This window comes from Streptomyces sp. NPDC096046 (assembly GCF_040303285.1).
In the GTDB taxonomy this organism is placed as follows: Bacteria; Actinomycetota; Actinomycetes; order Streptomycetales; family Streptomycetaceae; genus Streptomyces.
This window is the reverse complement of the sequence record NZ_JBEOSZ010000021.1, coordinates 118151-136127: the sequence shown is the minus strand read 5'-3', so window position 1 is coordinate 136127 and position 17977 is coordinate 118151. Positions and strand designations below refer to the sequence as shown.

The window sequence follows — 17977 nt, the reverse complement described above, 5'->3', positions numbered from 1 at the left end:
CTCGATGTCGCCGAGCTCGGTGTCGAAGTGCCAGACGACACGCTCGTTGTTCTCGCTCTCCTTGTTGAAGGCGGGAACGAAGCCACCGGGGATGTGCTCGACCGACGTCACCGTGCCGGCCAGCGGCGCGCGGTTGACGTGGACGTTGAGCGGGCTCATGAAGATCGCGACGCGCGTGCGGCCGTCCTTCCACGGCATGATGCTCTGCACCACACCGTCGGCGGGCGAGATGACCCGGCCCTGGGTGATCTCGCGCTCGGGGTCGCGGAAGAACCACAGCATCCCGGCCGCGAGCGCGGTGGCGGGAACGGCGACGGCCTTGGCGGCGCCGGAGCGCCGGGCCCGCGCAAGACTGAGGGCTGCGGTGGCGACGGTCGGAAGGAGCCACGGCGATGCTCCGCGCGCGAGGCGTACGCCGGCCCGGCTGTCGCGTGGTGCAGAGGTTTGGCTGTGGGGCATGGATGACCTTCGTAGCGGATGATGCCGCACTCTGACGGGGGACGGCGGCTTTCCGGCGATCGTAGCGGCTCGCGGCCCTAACTGGGTAAGCCAGGCAGCCGAGTCGGCGGCAGAAGAGTGCTGACGGGGTGTGATCTTCTTCTCCAAGAAAACACCCCGTATCCGGACATCTAGCCCTGGAATCGATACTCTTCGAGCAGCCGCCTGCCGATGATCATTTTTTGGATCTCGGCGGTACCTTCACCGATCAGCAGCATCGGCGCCTCACGGTAGAGGCGCTCGATCTCGTACTCCTTGGAGAAGCCGTAGCCGCCGTGGATCCGGAAGGCGTCCTCGACGACCTCCTTGCAGTACTCGGAGGCGAGGTACTTCGCCATCCCAGCCTCAAGGTCGTTTCGCTCCCCGGAGTCCTTTTTGCGTGCCGCGTTCACCATCATCGCATGCGCGGCCTCGACCTTGGTAGCCATCTCGGCCAGCTTGAACTGGATCGCCTGGTGCTGGGCGATCGGCTTCCCGAAGGTATGACGCTGCTGTGCGTACTGGACCCCCAGTTCGAACGCACGCTGGGCGACGCCACAGCCACGCGCCGCCACATTGACGCGGCCGACCTCCACGCCGTCCATCATCTGGTAGAAGCCGCGGCCGGTGACCCCGCCGAGCACCCGGTCCGCGGGAATCCGCAGGCCATCCATGATGAGCTCGGTGGTGTCGACCCCCTTGTAGCCCATCTTGTCGATCTTGCCGGGGATGGTGAGGCCGGGGCGCACCTCGCCGAAGCCGGGCTCCTTCTCGACCAGGAAGGTGGTCATCGACTTGTGGGGGGCCGTGCCCTCGGGGTGACCTTCGTCACTCTTTACCAGAACGGCCACCAGGGACGACGTTCCGCCGTTCGTGAGCCACATCTTCTGGCCGTTCAGGACGTACTCCTCGCCGTCCTTCACCGCCTTCGACGTGATCGCCGACACGTCCGAACCGAGGCCCGGCTCCGACATCGAGAACGCGCCCCGGATGTCACCGGCCGCCATCCTCGGCAGGAAGTGGTCCTTCTGCTCCTGCGTGCCGTGCTGCTTGAGCATGTACGCCACGATGAAGTGGGTGTTGATGATGCCGGACACCGACATCCACCCGCGGGCGATCTCCTCCACGCACAATGCGTAGGTCAGGAGCGACTCACCCAGCCCCCCGTACTCCTCGGGGATCATCAGGCCGAACAGGCCCAACTCCTTCAGCCCGTCGACGATCTGCTGCGGGTACTCGTCGCGGTGCTCCAGCTCCGTGGCGACCGGAATGATCTCCTTGTCCACGAAGTCCCGGACGGTGGACAGGATCTCCTGCTGGACGTCCGTCAGACCGGCGGTCTGGGCGAGTCGCGCCATGGCTACTTCTCCTGCTCCCTGAGCTCAGAACCGGGGGTGTCGCCCCGCGGGGGCGTCGTTTGAGGGTGGTGGTGGGAGACGGGCGGGCGGCCGGGCTGCTCGCCGCCGCGCTCCTTGATGTACGTCTCGGTCGGCACCATCACCTTGCGGCGGAACACGCAGACCAGCGTGCCGTCCTGCTTGTAGCCCTTGGTCTCGACGTAGACGATGCCGCGGTCGTTCTTCGACTTCGACGGCCACTTGTCGAGCACGGTCGTCTGGCCGTAGACCGTGTCGCCGTGGAAGGTCGGCGCCACGTGCTTCAGCGACTCGATCTCCAGGTTGGCGATCGCCTTGCCGGAGATGTCCGGTACGGACATGCCGAGCAGCAGCGAGTAGATGTAGTTCCCGACGACGACGTTCTTGCCGAAGTCCGTCGTCTTCTCCGCATAGTTCGTGTCCATGTGGAGCGGGTGGTGGTTCATGGTGAGGAGGCAGAACAGGTGGTCGTCGTACTCCGTGACCGTCTTGCCCGGCCAGTGCTTGTACGTCGCCCCGACCTCGAACTCCTCGTAGGTGCGCCCGAACTGCATCGCGCTCAGCCCTCCGGGATCTCGAACTTGCTGGTGCGCTGCATGCCGGCGGCGCGGCCCTTGCCGGAGATGACGAGCGCCATCTTGCGGCTGGCCTCGTCGATCATCTCGTCGCCGAGCATCGCCGAGCCCTTCTTGCCCCCCGCCTCGGACGTGTAGTGGTCGTACGCGTCCAGGATCAGCTCGGCGTGGTCGTAGTCCTCCTGCGACGGCGAGAAGATCTCGTTGGACGCCTCGACCTGGCCCGGGTGCAGCACCCACTTGCCGTCGAAGCCGAGGGCGGCGGCGCGCCGGGCGACCTCGCGGTAGCCGTCGATGTTGCGGATCTGCAGGTAGGGGCCGTCGATCGCCTGGAGGTTGTTGGCGCGGGCGGCCATCAGGATCTTCATCAGGATGTAGTGGTAGGCGTCCGCCGGGTAGCCGGGCGGCTGCTCACCCACGACCAGCGACTTCATGTTGATGGACGCCATGAAGTCGGCCGGGCCGAAGATGATCGTCTCCACGCGCGGCGAGGCCTGCGCGATCTCGTTGACGTTGTTCAGGCCCTGCGCGTTCTCGATCTGCGCCTCGATGCCGATCTTGCCGACCTCGAAGCCCATCGTCTTCTCGATCTGCGTCAGCAGCAGGTCCAGGGCGACGACCTGCTGGGCCGTCTGCACCTTCGGCAGCATGATGCAGTCGAGGTTCTGGCCGGCGCCCTCCACGACCGTGACGACATCGCGGTACGTCCACTCGGTCGTCCAGTCGTTGACGCGCACGACCCGCGTCTTGCCCGTCCAGTCACCCTCGTTGAGGAACTTGACGATGGTGTGCCGCGCCTCGGGCTTGGCGAGCGGGGCGCACGCGTCCTCCAGGTCGAGGAAGACCTGGTCGGCCGGGAGCCCCTGGGCCTTCTCCAGGAAGCGCGGGTTCGAGCCCGGTACCGCCAGGCAGGAACGCCGGGGGCGAAGGCGGTTGACCTGCGGAGCAGGGCTGGTCATGCGGGGACCTCCAGGGGGTCGAGCTGGTTCGCTTTCCGGATCTCGTCGACGATGCGGCCGATGATGTCGGTGATGTCGAAGTCCTTCGGGGTGAAGACCGCGGCCACTCCGGCTGCCCTGAGCTGCTCGGCATCACCGTTCGGGATGATGCCACCGGCGATCACCGGAATATCTGTGGCACCCGCCACACGGAGCCGTTCGAGGACGTCCGGCACCAGCTGGGCGTGCGATCCGGACAGGATGGACAGGCCCACCGCGTGCACGTCCTCGGCGAGGGCCGCGTCCACGATCTGCTCGGGCGTCAGCCGGATGCCCTGGTAGACCACCTCGAAGCCGGCGTCGCGCGCCCGCACGGCGATCTGCTCGGCGCCGTTGGAGTGCCCGTCCAGGCCCGGCTTGCCGACCAGGAAGCGCAGCTTGCCCACGTTCAGGTCCTTGGCCGTGAGGTGGACCTTGCGGCGGACCAGGGCGAGCGTGCTGCCCTCCTCGACGGGGACCGCCACCGGTGCCGAGGAGACGCCCGTGGGCGCCCGGAACTCGCCGAACACCTCGCGCAGGGCCCCGGCCCACTCGCCGGTCGTCGCCCCGGCGCGCGCGCACTCCAGGGTGGCCTCCATCAGGTTCTCGTCGCCGCGCGCGGCCTCCTTCAGCCGCTCCAGCGCCTTGCAGGGCCGCGGGTGGTTGAAGGGCGGCTGATAGCGGCTGTCGCGCCACTGCTGGAGCGCGGCGATGACCCGGGCCTCGACCGCCGGGTCCACCGTCTGGATGGCGGTGTCCAGGTCGGCGGTGAGCGGGTTCGGCTCGGTGCCCTCGAAGATGTTGACGCCGATGATCTTCTCCTGGCCGGACTCGATCCGGCCCCGGCGCTCGGCGTGCGAGGCGACCAGCTGCGACTTGAGGTAGCCCGACTCGACGGCCGCCATCGCGCCGCCCATCTCCTGGATGCGGTCGATCTCGGCGAACGACGCCTCGACCAGCTGCTCCACCTTCGCCTCGATCACCTTCGAGCCCTCGAAGATGTCCTCGTACTCCAGCAGATCGCTCTCGTACGCCAGCACCTGCTGGATGCGCAGCGACCACTGCTGGTCCCAGGGGCGGGGCAGGCCCAGGGCCTCGTTCCAGGCGGGCAGCTGCACGGCACGCGCGCGTGCGTCCTTGGAGAGGGTGACGGCCAGCATCTCCAGCACGATCCGCTGGACGTTGTTCTCCGGCTGCGCCTCGGTCAGGCCCAGGGAGTTCACCTGGACGCCGTAGCGGAAGCGGCGCTGCTTGGGGTTCTCGATGCCGTACCGCTCGCGGGTGATGCGGTCCCAGATGCGGCCGAACGCCCGCATCTTGCACATCTCCTCGACGAAGCGGACGCCCGCGTTCACGAAGAACGAGATGCGTGCCACCACATCGCCCATGCGCTCCTGCGGCACCTGGCCGGAGTCGCGCACGGCGTCGAGGACGGCGATCGCGGTGGACATCGCGTACGCGATCTCCTGGACCGGCGTGGCGCCCGCCTCCTGCAGGTGGTAGCTGCAGATGTTGATCGGGTTCCACTTCGGGAGGTGGGAGACCGTGTACGCGATCATGTCCGTCGTCAGGCGGAGCGAGGGTCCCGGCGGGAAGACGTGCGTGCCGCGGGACAGGTACTCCTTGACGATGTCGTTCTGGGTCGTGCCCTGGAGCTTGGTGATGTCCGCGCCCTGCTCCTCGGCGACGACCTGGTAGAGCGCCAGCAGCCACATGGCGGTGGCGTTGATCGTCATCGAGGTGTTCATCTGCTCCAGGGGGATGTCCTGGAACAGCCGGCGCATGTCACCGACGTGCGCGATCGGCACGCCGACCCGGCCGACCTCGCCGCGGGCGAGGATGTGGTCGGAGTCGTAGCCGGTCTGGGTCGGCAGGTCGAACGCCACCGACAGACCTGTCTGGCCCTTGGCGAGGTTGCGCCGGTACAGCTCGTTGGACGCCTCGGCCGTGGAGTGACCGGCGTAGGTGCGCATGAGCCACGGCCGGTCCTTCTCCCGCTTGCCTTCAGTGGGCTGACGCTCAGTCATGCAGCGCTCCTCAGATGTTCCGGAAGCGGTTGATGGCGTCGATGTGCTGGGCGCGCTTGGCCTCGTCGCGCACGCCCAGGCCCTCCTCGGGGGCCATGCACAGCACGCCGACCTTGCCCTGGTGGAGGTTGCGGTGCACGTCGAAAGCGGCCTGGCCGGTGTCCTCCAGGGAGTACACCTTCGACAGGGTCGGGTGGATCTTGCCCTTCGCGATGAGCCGGTTGGCCTCCCAGGCCTCGCGGTAGTTGGCGAAGTGCGAGCCGATGATCCGCTTCAGCGACATCCACAGGTAGCGGTTGTCGTACTCGTGCATGTAGCCCGAGGTCGAGGCGCAGGTGGTGATGGTGCCGCCCTTGCGGGTGACGAAGACGGACGCGCCGAAGGTCTCGCGGCCGGGGTGCTCGAAGACGATGTCGATGTCCTCGCCGCCGGTGAGTTCGCGGATGCGCTTGCCGAAGCGCTTCCACTCCTTGGGGTCCTGGGTGTTCTCGTCCTTCCAGAACTTGTAGCCCTCGGCGTTGCGGTCGATGATCGCCTCGGCGCCCATGGACCGGCAGATGCCGGCCTTCTGCTCGCTGGAGACGACACAGATCGGGTTGGCGCCGCCGGCCAGCGCGAACTGGGTGGCGTAGCTGCCGAGTCCGCCGCTCGCGCCCCAGATGAGGACGTTGTCGCCCTGCTTCATGCCGGCGCCGTTGCGGGAGACCAGCTGCCGGTAGGCGGTGGAGTTGACCAGGCCGGGGGCGGCGGCCTCCTCCCACGACAGGTGGTCGGGCTTCGGCATCAGCTGGTTGGACTTGACCAGCGCGATCTCGGCCAGGCCGCCGAAGTTGGTCTCGAAGCCCCAGATGCGCTGCTCGGGGTCGAGCATCGTGTCGTTGTGGCCGTCCGAGGACTCCAGCTCGACGGACAGACAGTGCGCGACGACCTCGTCACCGGGGCGCCAGGCGTTGACGCCCGGACCGGTGCGCAGGACGACGCCCGCGAGGTCGGAGCCGATGATGTGGTACGGCAGGTCGTGGCGCTTGGCCAGCTCGTTGGTGCGGCCGTAGCGCTCCAGGAAGCCGAAGGTCGACAGCGGCTCGAAGATCGACGTCCACACCGAGTTGTAGTTGACCGAGGAGGCCATGACGGCCACCAGGGCCTCGCCCGGGCCGAGCTCGGGCAGCGGCACATCGTCCAGGTGGATCGACTTGCGGGGGTCCTTGTCGCGGGTCTCGAGGCCCGCGAACATCTCCGTCTCGTCCTTGTGCACGGTGATCGCGCGGTACGACTCGGGGAGCGGGAGGGCGGCGAAGTCCTCCGACGTGGAGTCGGGCGACTGGATCGCGGCCAGGATGTCCTTAACGGTCACGGTGTTGCCTCCGGCGGTGAGCGCCCTGAGGGAGGGGCGCCGATGGGTACGTCGGTGCTGCTGAGGGTTGAGGGTGTGCCGTCGGTTCGGCGGTGGTGCTGTTCGGCAGCGCTGGGTGGCGCGGGAGGTTGCCTGTGACGCAGGCGCCCGGGCGTGCAGGCGGGTTCGGCCTGCCGGGACGTCGTCCGGACTCCTTCAACGTATGACACCGCGTGTCACCCCGCAAGGCACTGAGTGCCAGAATCTGCTCTCAGATGAAATCTTTACGCAACATATGAGCGATGATCGATCGAATGGGGTCGACGAGAGCCCGCGAAACGTCCCCTGACATGCCAAAACGGCCACCCCGAGGGGTGGCCGTCATCACAGTGCGGGAAGCCGCTCAGCGCTCCTTGAGCGCCTGCTCGATCGTCCGCATGACCTCGTCCAGCGGGGCGTCGGTGCGGGCGACGGTCACCAGCACCTCGCCCTGCGTCGAGGCCGTGGCGGCCGGCTGCGGCTCGGTGGAGCGCCCGGCCCCGATCCCGCTGCCGAAGGTCTTGCGCACGATGGCGAAGGCGTGGTCCAGCTGCGCCTCCACATCCCCCTGGGCACCCGCCCGCAGCCAGCGCCGCAGCACGTGGTTGTGGGCGGTGACGACCGCGGACGCGGCGACCTCCGCCAGCAGCGGGTCGTCGTTGGCGTCGTCGGCGTGCGCCCGCTCGTCGAAGTGGCCGAGGAGGTAGCGGGTGAAGAGGCGCTCGTAGCGGGCCACCGACGCGATCTCCGCCTCGCGCAGGGTGGGCACCTCGCGCGTCAGCTTGTAGCGGGCGACCGAGATCTCCGGCCGGGCCGCGTACATCCGCATGACTTCCTTGATGCCGCGGCACACCGTGTCGAGCGGGTGCTCGTGCGCGGGCGCGGCGTTGAGCACCGCCTCGGCGCGGATCAGGGTGTCGTCGTGGTCGGGGAAGATCGCCTCTTCCTTGGAGCGGAAGTGGCGGAAGAAGGTGCGGCGGGCGACCCCGGCCTGGGCGGCGATCTCGTCGACGGTGGTCGCCTCGTACCCCTTCGTCGCGAACAACTCCATCGCGGCGGCCGCGAGTTCCCGGCGCATCTTGAGCCGCTGGGCGGCGGCGCGAGAACCGGCGGCACTCTCGGGCGCGTCGGTCGCGGCGGGTGTACGGGAGGATTTGGCGGACTGGGGCATGCCCTGAACGTACTGCATGTGCGCAGCTCGGTGCGCATGACCTGGTTCTCCCCCGCCGCCGGAGGACGGGGGAGGGGCGGCCCGGCCGGCCGGGTGGAACCGGTCCGGGCCGAGCAGGCCGCCCCACTCCGCGCCGGACCGGAACCAGTCACCGGGATGCTCAGCGCTTGGCATATTCGCGGAAGCCACGGCCGGTCTTGCGGCCGAGGCAGCCCGCGGCCACCAGGTGCTCCAGCAGCGGCGCCGGAGCGAGCCCCGGGTCGCGGAACTCGCGGTGCAGGACCTTCTCGATGGCGAGCGAGACGTCCAGCCCGACGACGTCCAGCAGCTCGAAGGGGCCCATCGGGTAACCGCCGCCCAGCTTCATGGCGGCGTCGATGTCGTCGAGCGTCGCGTAGTGCTCCTGCACCATCTTGATCGCGTTGTTCAGGTACGGGAACAGCAGCGCGTTCACGATGAAGCCGGCCCGGTCACCGCAGTCGACCGGGTGCTTCCTGATCCGGGCGCAGACCTCGCGGACGGTCGCGTGCACGTCGTCGGCGGTCAGCACCGTGCGGACGACCTCGACCAGCTTCATGGCCGGCGCCGGGTTGAAGAAGTGCATCCCGATCACGTCCTGCGGGCGCGACGTGGCCCGGGCGCACGCGACGACCGGCAGCGACGAGGTGGTGGTGGCCAGGATCGCGCCCGGCTTGCAGACCTTGTCCAGGGCCGCGAACAGCTGCCGCTTGACCTCCAGGTCCTCGGCGACCGCCTCCACGGCCAGGTCGACATCGGCGAAGTCGTCGTACGTGCCGGTCGGCCTGACCCGCTCCAGGGTCTGCGCGGCGGCCTCGGCGGTCATCCGGCCCTTGTCGACGGAACGGGCCAGGGATGTGCCGATCCGGGCCTTCGCGGTCTGCGCCTTCTCCTCGCTGCGGGCGGCGATGACCACCTCGTACCCGGCCTTGGCGAAGACCTCGGCGATCCCGGAGGCCATCGTGCCCGAGCCGGCGACACCGACCGAGCGGATCTCCCGGCCGGGAACCGGGTCGCCGTCCTCCAGCGGCGTCAGCGCGTCCCGCACCACGACCGGGCTGCCCGGCGCCTCGTACGTGTAGAAGCCCCGCCCCGCCTTGCGGCCGGTCAGGCCCGCCTCGCTCAGCTGCTTGAGAATCGGTGCCGGGGCGTGCAGTCGGTCGCGCGAGGCGGCGTACATGGCCTCCAGGACCGTGCGCGCGGTGTCGACGCCGATCAGGTCGAGCAGCGCCAGCGGGCCCATGGGCAACCCGCAGCCCAGCCGCATCGCGGCGTCGATGTCCTCACGGGAGGCGTACTTCGCCTCGTACATCGCGGCCGCCTGGTTGAGGTAGCCGAACAACAGGCCGTCCGCGACGAATCCCGGACGGTCGCCGACCGCGACGGGCTCCTTGCCCAGATCGAGCGCGAGGTCGGTGACCGCCGTGACGGCGGCCGGCGCGGTCAGCACGGAGGAGACGACCTCCACCAGCTTCATGGCCGGGGCCGGGTTGAAGAAGTGCAGGCCCAGCACCCGCTCGGGGCGGGAGGAGTCGGCGGCCAGACGGGTCACGGACAGGGCGTTGGTGCCGGTCGCCAGGATCGTCCCGGGGCGCACGATCGTGTCGAGCTCCCGGAAGATCTGCTGCTTGACCTCGTAGGACTCGGGGGCCACCTCGATGACCAGATCGGCGTCGGCGGCGGAACGCAGGTCGGCGGAGGTGCGGACACGGCCGAGGATCTCGGCACGCTCCTGCTCGGTCAGCCGCCCGCGCTCGACGCCGCGGGCGGTGGAGGCCTCCAGGGCGGCGACGCACTTCGCGGCCTGGGCCTCGCTGATGTCGATGCCGACGACCGTGCGGCCGGCCTTGGCGAGGACCTCGGCGATGCCGGTGCCCATCGTGCCGAGGCCGACGACGGCGACGGTCCGCAGCGAGGACTGGGACGGGTCGGAAAGGGGAGTGGCCATCGCGGGACTCCAGGATGAGGGTGACGACGGGGAGCGCTCCGGGTGCGCCGAAGACGGCCCGGCAGGGCCGGACCACGGGCGCACCGGGTGCGTGGGAAAGTGCGGGTGCTGGCCGGGCTGCGAAGCGCACACGCCCGGTGCCGCCTCCGCGGGCGTGCACACACGCCCGGGGGGAACGGCGGTTCCGACCGGCCCTGTCCCGGGGCCGAGCCGTACTGCGGTACCTGAGGCACCGAACCGACTGCTCTCACGACGGCCGCGTCACCAGACCGCCGCGAGGAAATGCGAGTGGGTAACTCGCTCGTCTGAGCTTAACCGGCGGGTAACGAGCGCGCCAGCCCCCGGGTTTGTGATGTACGTCCCCCACGGCTCGCGACGCGCCTAACCTCTCACTCATGGACGAAGAGTTGCGATCACTCACGGAGCGCTTACGGCAGGAGTCGGGGGCGTCGCCCGCGTTCGAGCGGCTCGTGGCGACCGACGACCTCGACGCCCTGGCGAGCGCGCTGACCGAACCCGGGCAGCACCTGTGGGCGAGGGAGCTGGCCGCGTTCCGGCTGGGGCTCGCGCGGGACCGGCGCGCCTTCGAGGCCCTGGTACTGCTGCTCAACCACCGCGACCCCCCGCGCTGCGCCTCCGCCGCCCACGCACTCGCCCGGCTCGGCGACCCCCGTACCGCCCGCGCGGCCGCCGCCCTGGCCACCAACGAACTGCGGGTCGCCTACGCCCTGCACCCGGTGCGGCTCCTGGTCGAGCTGCGCGCCCCGGAGGCGGTACCCGCGCTGATCACCACGCTCCAGCGGCGCCTGCGCCCGCACGACCCGTACCGCCGCGTGGCCCTCGCCTGTGTGGACGGGCTCGGCGCGCTGGGCGACGCCCGGGCCCGGCCCGTTCTGAACGAGGCTCTCGCGCATCCGGCGCTGGCCGAGGCCGCGGTGCGGGCGCTGGGGCGGATCCCGAAGCAGAGGTGACGTCAGCGGGGGAGCGTCCTGGCGTACCGCACCTCGGGAACGGCGACCCCGTCCACCTCGAAGGGCTCCTCGGCACCGTCCGCCCGGAAGCCGGCCCGTTCGTAGAAGCGGCGGGCCCGGTCGTTCTCCTTGAGCACCCACAGCAGGAGGCGGCCGTGGCCCGCCGCGGAGCAGCGCGCGACGGACTCGGCGAGCAGCGCCCGCCCGACGCCTCGGCCCACCTGGTCGGGGTGGACGTAGAGGGCGTACAACTCGGCGTCTCCGGTGAGGACTTCTCCCTCCCGGTACGGGCCGTGGCACGCCCAGCCGACGAGTTCGCCGCCGGTGCCCTCGGCGACCAGGTTCACCACACTGCCCTCGCCCCGCGCGAGGTACGCACGGCGGCGCTCGGCGTCCTCCTCGACGCTGAGCCCGTCCAGGTACGACTGCGGAACCAGGCCTTGGTAGGCGCTGCGCCAGCCGCCGACGCGGATCTGAGCGACACCGTCGCAGTCGGCGGGCGTCATCTCCCGTATCCGCGGACTCCTCATGGCGAGACCACCGCGTACGCCTCGATCTCCAGCAGGAACTCCGGGCGGACCAGCGCGGCGACCTGCACCGCCGAAGCGGCCGGCAGCCGGTCGTCGGGTATGTGCTCGGCGCGGGCCGCCCGGACGGCGGGCATATGGGCCATGTCCGTGACGAAGCAGGTGAGTTTGACGACGTCGTCGAAGGACGCGCCTGCGGCCGCCAGGCAGCGCCGGAGGTTCTCGAAGACCTGGCGGGCCTGCGCCGCCGGATCGCCCTCGCCGACCAGCCGGCTCCGCTCGTCGAGGGGGAGCTGACCGGCGACCGCCACGAAGCGGCCGGTGCCTAGGACGACATGGCTGTACTGGGCCGCGGCGGCGACGCCGTCGGGGGCGGGGATCCTCGTCAGCTCACTCATGGTCCCATGGTGGACCATGGCACTGACAGCGCCCGCCCCCGGCGGATCGTCAGCCGTTCAGTGACGGAACCCGAGCAGGCCGTGCAGCGCCGAACCGTTCGCGGAGGCCGACGCCCCGCGTGCCGAAGGCGAGGCCGTGGCCGCCGCAGGCTCGGGGTCCGGCAGCGCCTCGCACACCGCGTCCGCCTCGCCGTAGCCGCGCGGTACGGTGCCGTCCGTCAGGTACGCCGCCAGGTGCTTGTCCAGGCAGGCGTTGCCGCTCAGGGTGATGCCGTGGTTGCCGCCGCCCTCCTCGACCACCAGGCTGGAACGGGCCAGCAGCCGGTGCGCGGTGACACCGCCCTCGTACGGGGTGGCGGCGTCCCCGGTCGCCTGGAACAGCAGCACCGGCGGCAGCTTGCCGTTGGCCACGTTCACCGGGCGCAGCGAGTCCGTCGGCCAGAACGCGCACGGCGCGTTGTACCAGGCGTTGTTCCAGGTCATGAACGGCGCCTTCTCGTACACCGCCCAGTTGTCCTTGCGCCACTGCCGCCAGTCGCGCGGCCAGTCGGCGTCCCGGCACTGCACCGAGGTGTAGACGCTGTAGCCGTTGTCGTCCGAAGCGTCGACCGCGCCGAAGTCCTCGTACGCCTCGATCAGCGGCTCGGGGTCCTTGTCGTTCACGTACGCGGCGAACGCCTCGGCCAGGCTCGGCCAGTAGCCGTTGTAGTAGCCGCCCGGAACGAAGGTGTCCTCCAGTTCGGAGGCGCCCACCGTGCCACCCGCCGGCTTCTTCGCGAGGGCCGCGCGCATCGCGTACCACGTGGCCTCGATCCTCTCCGGATCGGTGCCGAGCCCGTACGTCGCGTCGTACTTGGCGACCCAGGCGAGGAAGGCGCGGTGGCGGTCGTTGAAGGCCACGTCCTGGTTGAGGTTGGCCTCGTACCAGACGTCGGTCGGGTCGACGACGGAGTCCAGGACCAGCCGCCGGACCCGCTCGGGGAAGAACCGGGCATAGACCGCGCCCAGGTAGGTGCCGTACGAGTAGCCGAAGTAGTTGATCCTCTTCGCGCCCAGGGCCTGCCGGATCGCGTCCATGTCGCGCACGGCGCTGGTGGTGTTGATGTGCGGCAGCAGGTGCGCGTACTTCTTGCCGCAGGCGGCGGCGAAGGATCTGGCGCGGTCGAGGTTGGCCTTCTCGATCGCCGGCGTCGTCGGCAGGGAGTCCGGGCGGACCGGGTCGAAGTGGCCCGGCTTGCAGTCCAGCGCGGGCTCGCTCGCCCCCACGCCGCGCGGGTCGAAGCCGATGACGTCGTACTGGGCCGCGACCTTCGCGGGCAGAGAGGAGGCGACGAACCCGGCGAGCCTCAGGCCGCTGCCGCCGGGACCGCCGGGGTTGACCAGCAGCGGGCCCTGATAGGTCCGGGCGGTGTGCGGGACGCGGGACAGGGCGAGGGTGATCTTCCGCCCGTGCGGCCTGCGGTGGTCGAGCGGCACTTTCAGGGACGTGCACTGAAGCGTCGGGTAAGCCTCGGTGGCGCAGCTCTTCCAGGTGAGCTTCGCGGTCTGCGAGGGGGTGGCCGCGGTGCTGGGTGCGCTCGCCTCGGCGGGAACGGCCGTGAAGGTCCCGGCCATGACGACGGCGGCGCCGCACAGCGCGGCTGCGCGTGTTCTCATGGAGTCCTCCCAGGACGGTGGGATGTCGGACCGCGAGGGCCACCGTCCTCGCCGCATCGTCCCGGAAACCGGTCCCGGAAGAACTCATTCCGTCAAACTCATGACCCAATTGGATCTTCAGATGCGCTCGAATGCTCGCACCAGGGCGCTGGTATCGAATTCTCCTAGAGGAGCGAGAGTTGGGTCGGCCCCGCCACCGGGGGCTCCCCGGCCGGCTGGGCGGGCCGGATCCGTCGCGGCGTCCGCGCGCGCGTGGGCCCGATGCCGTACTCCTCCGCCAGTTCGTGCACCTGACGGGTGATCCGCCGCTGGTACCACTTGGGAGCGTAGGAGCCCTCCGCGTACAACCGCTCGTAACGGGCCACCAGGTGCGGATGGTGCCGCCCCAGCCAGGCCATGAACCACTCACGGGCGCCGGGCCGCAGATGCAGCACCAGCGGTGTCACGGACGCGGCTCCACAGGCCGCGACGGCCCGCACCGTCGCCCGGAGTTGAGCGGGCGAGTCGCTCAGGAACGGGATCACCGGTGCCATCAGCACGCCGCAGCCGATGCCGTGTTCGCCCAGGGCACGCACCACCTCCAGGCGCCGCTCCGGCGCGGGCGTGCCCGGCTCGACGGTGCGCCAGAGCTCCTGATCGACAAAGCCGACCGACACGGAGATGCCGACGTCGGTCACCTGTGCCGCCTGCTTGATCAGCTCCAGGTCGCGCAGGACGAGCGTGCCCTTGGTGAGGATCGAGAAGGGGTTCGCGTGGTCGCGCAGCGCCGCGATGATGCCCGGCATCAGCCGGTAACGGCCTTCGGCGCGCTGGTAGCAGTCGACGTTCGTGCCCATGGCGATGTGCTCGCCCTGCCAGCGGCGCGAGCCGAGCTGCCGGCGCAGCAGTTCCGGTGCGTTGATCTTGACCACGATCTGGCTGTCGAAGCCGAGGCCCGTGTCGAGGTCCAGGTAGCTGTGCGTCTTGCGTGCGAAGCAGTACACGCACGCGTGCGAGCAGCCCCGATAGGGGTTGACCGTCCACTGGAACGACATCCGCGACACCGCCGGCACCCGGTTGATGATCGAGCGGGCCCGGATCTCGTGGAACGTCGTTCCGCGGAACTCCGGCGTGTCGAACGTACGGGTCGTGACCGCGCCCGCGCCGAACAGCGCGGCATCGGCCCGGCTGTGTTCGGAGTCCACTGTGAGGTTCTCCCAGCGCATGACGCCTCCTCGGTAGCACTGGCCACAGAATAGAACACATGTTCCCTTGATCGTGCGAGGGTCTTTTCCGAACGCGTTCGACCGGGTTCGGCCACCCCGATTTGGGGGGCCGGGCGGCGGGGTGGTTGGCTTGCCCCGACCCCCGAGCAACCAGGTCCTGGAGGAAAGCGATGGCGCAGGTCGAGGCCACTACGGAGCGGATCGTCGCGGCGGACGCGGAGACGGTGTTCGATGCCCTCGCCGACTACAGCGGCACACGCGCGAAGCTCCTGCCCGAGCAGTTCAGCGAGTACGAGGTCCGGGAGGGCGGCGACGGCGAGGGCACCCTCGTCCACTGGAGGCTCCAGGCCACCAGCAAGCGGGTGCGTGACTGCCTCCTGGAGGTCAGCGAGCCCACCGACGGCGAGCTGGTCGAGAAGGACCGCAACTCCTCCATGGTCACCACCTGGCGGGTCACCCCGGCCGGCGAGGGCAAGTCCCGGGTCGTCGTGACCACCACCTGGACCGGCGCCGGCGGCATCGGCGGCTTCTTCGAGAAGACCTTCGCACCCAAGGGCCTCGGCCGGATCTACGACGCGATGCTCACCAGGCTCGCCGCCGAGGTCGAGAAGTAGTCCGCCGCAAAACCCGGACCGCCGGGGGGTGTTGTGCCCCTCACCGGTTCGAGTGATCCCCATGTGGCTCGCTGTCGTGCCGTAACTCGTCGTGCTTGCTCGTAGTTGTCGCTTTTACGCGGGAAGTGTGCGGCAGCGCGACGAGGGGAGCGGTGAGTGGGCGGGATCACTCTGGCGCAGGACGAACCGGCGGTGGCGCCCCCCGACACCCCCGCACCACCGCCGGATCCGGACACCGGACCGAGCCCGCGCCGGGTGCGGCTGGTCTTCTTCGCGCTCCTGCCGGCCCTGCTCCTGGCCGCCCTGGAGCAGATGATCGTCGCCACCGCGCTCCCCAAGATCGTCGGCGAGCTGCACGGCCTGGACCGGATGTCCTGGGCGATCACCGCCTACCTGCTCACCGCCACCGTCGGGCTGCCGATCTACGGCAAGCTCGGCGATCTGCTGGGCCGCAAGGGCGTCTTCCAGTTCGCGATCGCCGTCTTCGTCGTCGGCTCCGCCCTCGCGGGCCGGGCGCAGTCCATGGATCAGCTGATCGCCTTCCGCGCCCTGCAGGGCGTCGGTGCGGGCGGCCTCATGATCGGCGTGCAGGCGATCATCGCGGACATCGTGCCGCCCCGGCGGCGCGGCCGCTACATGGGCCTGATCGGCGCCGCCTTCGGCCTCGCCTCCGTGGCCGGACCGCTGCTCGGCGGTTACTTCACGGACCACCACTCCTGGCGCTGGTGCTTCTACATCAACGTCCCCTTCGGCCTGGTCACCCTCGCCGTCGTGACGATCGCCCTGAAGCTCCCCAAGCCGGCCGCCAAGGCCCGGCTGGACGTCCTCGGTGCGCTGCTGCTGACCGCCGCCTCCACCTGCCTGGTCCTGCTGACCAGTTGGGGCGGCACCGAACACGCCTGGGACTCGCGGACGATCCTCGGCCTCGCGGCCGGCGCGGCGGCGGCCACCGTCCTCTTCCTGGTCACCGAGCACTTCGCCGCCGAACCCCTCATGCCGCTGCGGCTCTTCAGGAACAGCGTCTTCAACGTCACCGGTCTGGTCGGCCTGGTGATCGGGGTGGGCCTCTTCGGCGCCGCGGGCTACCTGCCTACCTATCTGCAGATGGTCGACGGGGCCTCCGCCACCGAGTCGGGCCTGCTCATGCTGCCGATGATGGCCGGCATCGTCGGCGCCTCGATCATCGCCGGACAGCTCATCGGCCACACCGGCCGCTACAAGGCCTACCCGATCCTCGGCGGCGCCCTCTCCGCCGTCGGCATGTGGCTGCTGTCGCGCCTGGAGGTCGGCACGCCCCGGCTGCACTACAGCATCTGGATGGCCGTCCTCGGCGCCGGCATCGGCATGGTCATGCCGGTCCTGATCCTCGCCGTGCAGAACTCCGTACGGCCCGCCGATCTCGGCACCGCCACCAGCGCCAACAACTACTTCCGGCAGATCGGCGGCAGTGTCGGAGCCGCCGTCTTCGGCACCCTCTTCGCCGACCGGCTCGCCGACGCCCTCGCCCACCGCCTCCCCCCGCGCGCGGCCACCGGCCTCCCGGACACCCGGTCCATCACCCCGCAGCTGGTGCACGCGCTGCCCCCGGCGCTGCGCGACGGCTACATCCGGGCGTACGCCGACGCCATGCCGCGGATCTTCCTCTACCTGGTGCCGGTGCTGGTCCTCGGACTGGTCGCCGCCCTCTTCCTCAAGGAGAAACCCCTGGTGTTCCACCACGCCTCCATCACCGACCCGGACACGGCGCCGGGGAACGCCTCGATCCCGCAGACCCGGGCCGCCCACGCCGCCGGCGTCCCCGTCTGCGGCTCGGTGCAGCACCACGACGGGACCGTCGTGCCCCGCGCGGCGATCACGCTGATCGACGTCACCGGGCAGCAGACCGGACGCGGCGCGAGCGGAGAGGACGGGCGCTACGCGCTGGCCACCCCGGGCCCCGGCTCGTACGTGCTGATCGCCGCGGCGGGCGGCCACCAGCCCCAGGCGGTCTCCGTGACCGTCGGCGAGCGTCCCGTCGAACTCGACATCGTCCTCGGCGGCGCCGGAGCCCTGATCGGCACGGTGGTGACCGCCGACGGCACGCCCGTACGGGATGCCACCGTCACGCTCACCTACGTGCACGGCGAGGTCGTGGCCACCACCCGCAGCGGCCGGGACGGCGGCTACCTCATCACCGATCTGGTCGCCGGTGAGTACACCCTCGCCGCCGGTGCGCCCGCCTTCCGCCCGGCCGCGCTCCCGGTCACCGTCCAGGCCGCCCGCGAGACCCGCCGGGACATCGAACTGGCCGGCGGTGCGGTCCTGCGCGGCACCGTCCGGGCGGGCGGCGGCCGGCCCGTGGAGGACGCGCGCGTGACGCTGCTCGACGTGGCGGGAAACGTCGTCGACACCCTCACCACCGGCACCGACGGCATCTTCCGCTTCGTCGACCTGTCGTCCGGCGAGTACACCGTCATCGCCGCCGGATACCCGCCCGTCGCCACCGTGCTCCAAGTCGCCGGAGGCGGCCGTACCGAGCGGGATCTCCAACTGGGTCACGAGGACTGAACGGCACCGGCCGGCGGGGGCGCACGCCGGGCGCACCCCGCGCGGGCAATTCCCGCGTTGCCTCACATCGTCACCGGCCCGAGCCGTACGGTGGTGACGCTGGCACAGATCTTGAGTC

At 70.2% G+C, this 17977-nt stretch carries 15 protein-coding genes; 3 read left to right on the top strand and 12 right to left on the bottom strand.

Features of this window, described 5'->3' with window-relative positions; genetic code table 11:
• The 8 genes from ABTX62_RS20140 to ABTX62_RS20105 all read right to left on the bottom strand — a co-directional run.
• Positions 1-459 (bottom strand): phosphatidylserine decarboxylase (locus ABTX62_RS20140; RefSeq protein WP_352117425.1); only part of this gene is annotated, 459 nt, incomplete at its 3' end.
• Positions 460-629: 170 nt separating this feature from the next.
• Positions 630-1835 carry an acyl-CoA dehydrogenase family protein gene (locus tag ABTX62_RS20135; protein WP_352117424.1) on the bottom strand — a complete coding sequence of 402 codons (1206 nt, stop codon included), beginning with the start codon at positions 1833-1835 and terminating at the stop codon, positions 630-632.
• Between the two features lie 2 nt (positions 1836-1837).
• Positions 1838-2407 carry a MaoC family dehydratase gene (locus ABTX62_RS20130; protein ID WP_283971102.1) on the bottom strand — a complete coding sequence of 190 codons (570 nt, stop codon included), beginning with the start codon at positions 2405-2407 and terminating at the stop codon, positions 1838-1840.
• Positions 2408-2412: 5 nt separating this feature from the next.
• Positions 2413-3387, bottom strand: coding sequence for an HpcH/HpaI aldolase/citrate lyase family protein (locus ABTX62_RS20125; protein WP_352117423.1), 975 nt, complete (start codon positions 3385-3387; stop codon positions 2413-2415).
• Complete coding sequence (locus ABTX62_RS20120; protein WP_352117422.1) at positions 3384-5432, bottom strand: ethylmalonyl-CoA mutase; 2049 nt, start codon at positions 5430-5432, stop codon at positions 3384-3386. The genes ABTX62_RS20125 and ABTX62_RS20120 overlap by 4 nt, the downstream gene beginning before the upstream one ends.
• Before the next feature lie 10 nt (positions 5433-5442).
• Positions 5443-6786 carry a crotonyl-CoA carboxylase/reductase gene (ccrA, locus tag ABTX62_RS20115; RefSeq protein WP_352117421.1) on the bottom strand — a complete coding sequence of 448 codons (1344 nt, stop codon included), beginning with the start codon at positions 6784-6786 and terminating at the stop codon, positions 5443-5445.
• Between the two features lie 382 nt (positions 6787-7168).
• Entirely contained in the window at positions 7169-7993 is an 825-nt protein-coding gene (locus tag ABTX62_RS20110) for a TetR family transcriptional regulator (protein ID WP_352117420.1), read from the bottom strand.
• Between the two features lie 142 nt (positions 7994-8135).
• Positions 8136-9941 (bottom strand): 3-hydroxyacyl-CoA dehydrogenase family protein, encoded by a 1806-nt coding sequence (locus tag ABTX62_RS20105; protein ID WP_352117419.1) that lies wholly within the window; start codon positions 9939-9941, stop codon positions 8136-8138.
• A 395-nt stretch (positions 9942-10336) separates the two neighbouring features.
• Here ABTX62_RS20105 and ABTX62_RS20100 point away from each other — a divergent pair, with 395 nt between their 5' ends.
• The gene (locus ABTX62_RS20100) at positions 10337-10912 is read left to right on the top strand and encodes an adenylosuccinate lyase (RefSeq protein ID WP_352117418.1); all 576 of its coding nucleotides are present in this window, start codon (positions 10337-10339) and stop codon (positions 10910-10912) included.
• Positions 10913-10914: 2 nt separating this feature from the next.
• Here the strand turns inward: ABTX62_RS20100 and ABTX62_RS20095 are convergent, their stop codons facing one another.
• The 4 genes from ABTX62_RS20095 to ABTX62_RS20080 all read right to left on the bottom strand — a co-directional run bounded on the left by ABTX62_RS20095 (position 10915) and on the right by ABTX62_RS20080 (position 14698).
• Positions 10915-11442: a GNAT family N-acetyltransferase gene (locus tag ABTX62_RS20095; RefSeq protein ID WP_352117417.1), complete on the bottom strand. Its 528-nt coding sequence runs from the start codon at positions 11440-11442 to the stop codon at positions 10915-10917.
• On the bottom strand, positions 11439-11837 hold the full coding sequence (locus ABTX62_RS20090; protein WP_352117416.1) for a RidA family protein: 399 nt from the start codon (positions 11835-11837) through the stop codon (positions 11439-11441). Before ABTX62_RS20090 ends, ABTX62_RS20095 begins: the two co-directional genes overlap by 4 nt.
• A gap of 57 nt (positions 11838-11894) precedes the next feature.
• Entirely contained in the window at positions 11895-13493 is a 1599-nt protein-coding gene (locus ABTX62_RS20085) for an alpha/beta hydrolase (protein ID WP_352117415.1), read from the bottom strand.
• 164 nt (positions 13494-13657) lie between these two features.
• Positions 13658-14698 carry an Rv2578c family radical SAM protein gene (locus tag ABTX62_RS20080; RefSeq protein WP_352117414.1) on the bottom strand — a complete coding sequence of 347 codons (1041 nt, stop codon included), beginning with the start codon at positions 14696-14698 and terminating at the stop codon, positions 13658-13660.
• Between the two features lie 170 nt (positions 14699-14868).
• Here ABTX62_RS20080 and ABTX62_RS20075 point away from each other — a divergent pair, with 170 nt between their 5' ends.
• Complete coding sequence (locus tag ABTX62_RS20075) at positions 14869-15312, top strand: SRPBCC family protein (protein ID WP_352117413.1); 444 nt, start codon at positions 14869-14871, stop codon at positions 15310-15312.
• Between the two features lie 156 nt (positions 15313-15468).
• Complete coding sequence (locus ABTX62_RS20070) at positions 15469-17859, top strand: MFS transporter (protein WP_352117412.1); 2391 nt, start codon at positions 15469-15471, stop codon at positions 17857-17859.
• Positions 17860-17977: the final 118 nt, after the last annotated feature.

Excerpts from the sequence above, each read along its gene's own strand:
- ABTX62_RS20135 (WP_352117424.1), bottom strand. The coding sequence starts at position 1,835 with ATGGCGCGACTCGCCCAGACCGCCGGTCTGACGGACGTCCAGCAGGAG.
- ABTX62_RS20130 (WP_283971102.1), bottom strand. The coding sequence starts at position 2,407 with ATGCAGTTCGGGCGCACCTACGAGGAGTTCGAGGTCGGGGCGACGTAC.
- ABTX62_RS20125 (WP_352117423.1), bottom strand. The coding sequence starts at position 3,387 with ATGACCAGCCCTGCTCCGCAGGTCAACCGCCTTCGCCCCCGGCGTTCC.
- ABTX62_RS20120 (WP_352117422.1), bottom strand. The coding sequence starts at position 5,432 with ATGACTGAGCGTCAGCCCACTGAAGGCAAGCGGGAGAAGGACCGGCCG.
- ABTX62_RS20110 (WP_352117420.1), bottom strand. The coding sequence starts at position 7,993 with ATGCAGTACGTTCAGGGCATGCCCCAGTCCGCCAAATCCTCCCGTACA.
- ABTX62_RS20105 (WP_352117419.1), bottom strand. The coding sequence starts at position 9,941 with ATGGCCACTCCCCTTTCCGACCCGTCCCAGTCCTCGCTGCGGACCGTC.
- ABTX62_RS20100 (WP_352117418.1), top strand. The coding sequence starts at position 10,337 with ATGGACGAAGAGTTGCGATCACTCACGGAGCGCTTACGGCAGGAGTCG.
- ABTX62_RS20095 (WP_352117417.1), bottom strand. The coding sequence starts at position 11,442 with ATGAGGAGTCCGCGGATACGGGAGATGACGCCCGCCGACTGCGACGGT.
- ABTX62_RS20090 (WP_352117416.1), bottom strand. The coding sequence starts at position 11,837 with ATGAGTGAGCTGACGAGGATCCCCGCCCCCGACGGCGTCGCCGCCGCG.
- ABTX62_RS20085 (WP_352117415.1), bottom strand. The coding sequence starts at position 13,493 with ATGAGAACACGCGCAGCCGCGCTGTGCGGCGCCGCCGTCGTCATGGCC.
- ABTX62_RS20080 (WP_352117414.1), bottom strand. The coding sequence starts at position 14,698 with ATGCGCTGGGAGAACCTCACAGTGGACTCCGAACACAGCCGGGCCGAT.
- ABTX62_RS20075 (WP_352117413.1), top strand. The coding sequence starts at position 14,869 with ATGGCGCAGGTCGAGGCCACTACGGAGCGGATCGTCGCGGCGGACGCG.